This window comes from Bradyrhizobium sp. UFLA01-814 (assembly GCF_046718885.1).
Classification (GTDB): domain Bacteria; phylum Pseudomonadota; class Alphaproteobacteria; order Rhizobiales; family Xanthobacteraceae; genus Bradyrhizobium; species Bradyrhizobium elkanii.
The window spans coordinates 9,936-15,538 of sequence record NZ_JAQOSR010000190.1; the positions used below are offsets into that span (position 1 = coordinate 9,936).

Here is a 5,603-nt window from a genome sequence, read left to right on the forward strand (position 1 = left end):
CGTCTTTTGTTGATCTGAATGCGCCGACGCCGTCCGAGTTGCACGATGATGCTGACTTTGCGCCGGCGCATCCTGCCAGGCCTCGTTCAGACACCTACAGCGGCTTAGAGTCTTTTGTTGATCTGAATGCGCCGACGCCGTCCGAGTTGCACGATGATGCTGACTTTGCGCCGGCGCATCCTGCCAGGCCTCGTTCAGGCACCTACAGCGGCCTAGCATCTTTTGTTGATCTGAATGCGCCGACGCCGCGGGAGCTGCGTGATGATGCTCATTATGCGCCGTCCCGGCGCACAACCGTCGATGGCCAGATCAAGATCGGGGCTTTGGATCCGACAGCCACCTCCCGGGGCCATAACGGACTAGAGCTCGGCGCCGTGGAATGGCTAGGCGACGAGCATATTCAGGGGGATTACGAGCTCCTAGCGCAAGAATTGCAGCGCGACCACCCGCAACTCGCCGCCCGGACGAATTTCGTCGATCCCTTGATCGCCCACTATCGACTGCGCTTCGGCGAGCAGTCAGACATGCTGCGCGCATTCCAGCGTATCGTCTACGATCCGAATGGTAATGATACCGCCGACTTCCTGTTCCTGCCAGTGAACGATGCTACGGATCCTAAGAGTGTCGGCAAGCATTGGTCGCTGCTGCTTCTTGATCGCCGCACGCGAAGAGAACCGGTTGCCTATCACTACGACTCTGTCTGGGGACACAACCACGAAGCGGCAGCGCAGCTCGCACGGCGGCTGTGCGCCCGCCTTGAGTCACCGGTCATGGCCCAGCAGCGGAACAGCTATGACTGCGGTGTCTTTGTGGTCGACGGCACACGGGCGCTGGTTCGACGATTAGCACAAGGAGAGTGGCCAGAGCGGCTGCATCTCGACAATCTCGTCGTCAATAGGCAGTCCCTCCAGGACCGGCTTCGGGCTCATCCCGGCTTGCGCTAATGGAGCTGGCAGGAGCGGCTCTCCCGAAGACGAGACCGTCGGCTCGCTGAGCGAGCGAATCAGGACAACACCTCGCTCCGCTTTTGAATTAGGCCGGTCCGGCAGTTGAGATCCTCGCTCTTCATATCGTTGGGCAGCCGACAAGGAAGAAGTCGATTGGCGTGCCTGCAAAGACCGAAAATCGGATCTCGATGCCGGGCGGGCGACAGGATGACGGGTGCGAACTGAGGGTCTGATGGTTATCGAGAGCCAGCAGAGGCGATTGTCGGCGCGCTCAACTAAGGATGGATGACCTGGGGGAAGGACAAATCTCAGGTCTCGACCATGTCGATGCTTGTCCGCTCTCTGACAAACCACGCCGCCTTTTGTTTGGCTGAGGACACCCTTCGTCTTTTATTGAGCTCACTGTTTAGAAGCCAAATCAATGTCTTAAGCCACTGGCACAGGCGTTGCTATTAAGATGCCGCAACACTGAGTGGTTGGTGCACGTAGATGCCTAAGACGAGCGATGCTTCCCTTTCCTTGGCCACTGCGCCTCGTTCCGGAGAGAGGGAGCCAGCGCGTCCTCGAATGGACTTTGAGTGCACGACAGAAGCTCCTCTGGCGCATCAGCAAGCCGATCGACGTTCAACAATTGCAGACAGCGGGGGCGATATCCCACCGCAGCCAATTCGCATGTGACGCACGACCGTGCTGATGAGCAGGGCTGAACGTGTGAGATGCATCCCACACTGCGAGTCGTCGGCGAGAAGGCCTTGGGCTGTAACGCAACACACGCGTTTGGACCGGAGGGCGGGCCGCTGGAGCACGGGCTTGGCTGTACCTGCAATTTCTAGATCCGTGCACATGGATGAGCCGACAGTCATTGGACCGAGGCCAGCTGGTCCAATCCGCGACAGCCAAAGCGGGCAACCTTCCGGTCTTGTTCAACCGAAGGTCGCCGCTCCGACGGTCCCTTATGCGCCAGGGCCCACATCCGACGTCGGCGAAGGCTCGGCAGTCAATGATGCCGAAATCGTGGCCCACGGCCTCTTCGAGCCAAAGGCGGTGGAGGACACCTTGGTCGCGGCAGCAGCACCGCTCCTCTTGGTCGTCGCGCAGCTTCCATTCGTCAACAATGCCGATATCGACGCGTTGCATCGTGGAATTGTCGAGCAAATCCATCGCTTCGAAGAGCGGGCCGCGAAATACCGGGCCAGCGACGTAATAGCCGCTCGTTATGTGATATGCGCGCTCATCGACGAGGCCGTGATGACCACGCGCTGGGGCGCTGAAAGCGCCTGGAGTGACAATAGCCTGCTCCAGTTCCATAACGAGACCTGGGGCGGCGACAAGGTCTTTCATATACTCGAGCACATCCAGGCCGAGCCAGCCAAATACCTCGCCTTGCTTAAGCTCATCAATATCTGCCTGTTGATGGGCTTCGAAGGCAGATATCGCGTGGTCGAAGGCGGCCGCGAGCTACTTGAAGATTTGCGCTGCGAGCTCGAGCGTCGCTTGCGGGACCACGCGAGTGCACCGCCCGCCGAGCTATCGAACCAATGGCACGGCATCAGTGCGCGCACGGCCGTGTGCAGTTACGGGCCGTTGAAGATCGCCTTTACGGCTGCCGCCCTCACGGTCCTCATCGGTTACGGCTTTTTTTGGTGGCGCCTCTCTGGAGAACTGGCGCCCGTCGAGCAGCTGCTTGACTTGATCGGCCGGTCCGGACCGCACTAAGGAGAGCTGCAGGTGTTCGGCGCGCTTTTCGCGGCACTCTTATCGGTCCAAGGTATCGTGACGCTGATCGGCTTGTCGGCGGCCGGCGTGCTCATCTGGTTCGGCGGACCTTATCTCGACCTGTTCGGTCGATATCCGCTCCAGTCGGTGACTGTTTGCGCCGCCACAATCGCCGCCGTCTTCCCGGCGGCCATGCTCGACATCCTTGTCCGACGCTGGTCGGCGTGCCGCGCCAATCGGCATGCCATCAAGTCGCTGATGGAGAGCGAAGGCCTTGTCTCGTCCTGCAGCGATTATAGTCGGGAGGAGGTCGAACTGATACGTAGGCGCTTCGAGGAGGCGCTCAACGTCCTGCGCGATACAGTGTTCGCCGGCAAGCGGGGCCCAAGCTATCTGTTCGAGCTGCCCTGGTACATCGTCATCGGTCCACCGGGTGCCGGCAAGACGACGATCCTGCGCAATTCAGGGCTCGAGCTTCCGCTGGCCGAACGGCTCGTCGTCGATCCGGTCGCTGGGGTCGGCGGTACGCGAAATTGCGACTGGTGGTTCACCGACGAAGCAGTTCTTATCGAAACCGCAAGCCGCTATACGACCCAGAATACGCATGCCGAGGTCGATCGCGCGGCCTGGCACGGCTTTCTCGATCTTCTCGTTGCGCATCGGCGCCAGCGGCCGATCAACGGCGTCCTGGTCACAATCAGCCTGTCCGATCTCTTGCTGAGCGACAACAATCGGCGGCGGCGGCTCGTCGGCTCAATCCGTTCGCGGATACAGGAGCTTCTGAACAAGTGTGGCATGCGCATTCCGGTCTATGTTCTGGTGACCAAATGCGATCTCGTGTCTGGCTTCGCTGAATACTTCGACAATCTCGACCAGGAAGGCCGTGCTCAGGTCTGCGGCAAGACCTTTCCCCTCGATACGCCTGGCGATCACATCAGTGACGTCGTAACCCTCGAGATTCAGGAGCTTGTCGAGCGCCTCGAGAGCAAACTGGCCTTTCGCATGCAGCAGGAACGCAATCTCAGCCGCCGTTCAGCCATGTACGCGTTTCCGAAGGAATTCTGGAGCATCCGGGCGCCAATCGCCGGCTTCGTGAACGAACTATTCCGCATGAGCCGCTTCGAGGTGCGGCCGATGCTGCGCGGGGTCTACTTTACCAGCGGCACGCAGGAGGGCACGCCGATCGAGCGGGTCAGCGAAGCGATCAGCCGCAGGTTTGGTCTGCACTCCGGGCCGCGCTTGTCTTCAATCGGGCAGGGCAAGGCGTTTTTCATCAAGCGGTTGCTGACCGACGTCATCTTCGCCGAGCAGGGCCTGGCCGGTCGCAATTTGAGGCTGGAACGCAAGCTCGCAGTGCTGCATGGCTGCGGCTATATCGCGGCGGTCATACTGGCGGTGGCTGCTTTGGCCCAGTGGTATGATGCCTTCGCCCGAAGCGAAGTGCGCATCGCTGAAACCAGAATAGCCGTACAGACGTTGCAGGCGCACCTTCAAGAAATCCACGAACCACAGGACCTGAAGCAGCTCTTGCCGACCCTTAATGCTGCGCGCCGGTTGCCTCAGGCTGCCAGCGAGGGCACATCGTATGGGTTGCTTGAAGGCTTCGGCATCTTCGCGACCCCTGCGCTGGCGCCGGCTGCGCAGGAGGCCTATGACCGCATTCTGGTCGATCGACTCTTGCCCGTTTTCGCCAGCAGGCTTGCTGTCCGCATCGAGGCGTTGTTGCGTGCGGGCGACGATACTTCGTTAGATCAGGCCAAGGAAGCGTTCCGCACGTATTTGATGCTGAGCAATCCGAGGCGTTTCGACCGCGGCAAGGTCGAGCAGGCGGCGCTCACCGAAGTCGCACTGGCGTTCGCGCTCGATACGACATCATCGGACGAGTTGAAAGAGCATTTCTCACGCCTGCTTGAGCTGTTGCCGAAGCCCATCACGACTGACCGGAAATTCGTGATCGCGGTCGGCTCGCGGCTGATGGAGCACCCTCCCGTCGAGCACGTCTACACCCGCTTGTTGCGTGAAGCAGCGCAGAGCACCCAGCTCCGGCCGATCGACCTTGCCAGTCTGCTCGGTTCTGGCGAGCTTGAGATGCGCACTCCACAGATTATATCTCCCGCCATTATACAGCGCGACCCTTTCTATTCGAGCAATGGTGCGATCATCCCCGGCATCTTCACGCGCGACGGGTTCCTCGATTTTCTGCTGCACCGTCTCCCGCTCATCATCAAAGAAGAGCAAAGCGACGACTGGATCCTTGCCGGTAGTCCCCTGGACGCGGCCGATACGCAGCAGCTCGCACTGAAGGTTATAGACCGGTATGTTGACGACTATATTCGCATCTGGACAAGTGCCCTGAGCAACATTCGCGTCGTCAAGTTCGACGACATGCAGCGCGGCGCAGTGATTTTGCGTGGGCTCGCCGGCTCACAAAGCGCGCTGCTGCGGATCATTTCCCTGGTACGAGACCATACAAACCTGCCACCAACCCGAGAGATCACCTCCGCCAAGACCGGTGCCGCCGCGTCCGCCGTGTTCTCGGCAGCATTCGGCGATGCTCCTTGGCCAGGAACACGAATCACCGAAGCGTTCCGGCCTCTGGCCAGACTGACCATGGCGGAGGTCCCGGGACAGCCGGCCGGCATGGATCAAATCCGCGACCGTTTCGGTGGCCTTTATGTGACGATGGCCAACATCGCGTCTGCGCCGGATCCCGACCGGACGGCGTTGCAGCTCGTTCAGCGGCGCGCCAAAGATCCAAATAGCGATTCCTTCGGCGCCTTGCGCGCCGATTCTGCGCTGCGGCCGGAGCTCGTCCGCACCATCATGAATGACGTCGCGCTCTCGACTTGGAGCATCGTGCTCAAACAGGCGCACGGTTATGTCAATGCAGTTTGGGTGGGAGAAGTCGTCCCGCTCTGCGCGGCTGCCATCTTCCAACGC

General features: G+C 60.4%; 3 protein-coding genes. All 3 read left to right on the top strand.

The window, feature by feature from the left end; genetic code table 11:
* Positions 1 to 944 (top strand): Ulp1 family isopeptidase (locus tag PMN64_RS36720; RefSeq protein ID WP_411784266.1); only part of this gene is annotated, 944 nt, incomplete at its 5' end.
* Between the two features lie 846 nt (positions 945 to 1,790).
* On the top strand, positions 1,791 to 2,663 hold the full coding sequence (gene icmH, locus PMN64_RS36725; protein ID WP_411784267.1) for a type IVB secretion system protein IcmH/DotU: 873 nt from the start codon (positions 1,791 to 1,793) through the stop codon (positions 2,661 to 2,663).
* A gap of 12 nt (positions 2,664 to 2,675) precedes the next feature.
* On the top strand, positions 2,676 to 5,603 hold a 2,928-nt coding region (gene tssM, locus PMN64_RS36730), incomplete at its 3' end, for a type VI secretion system membrane subunit TssM (protein ID WP_411784268.1).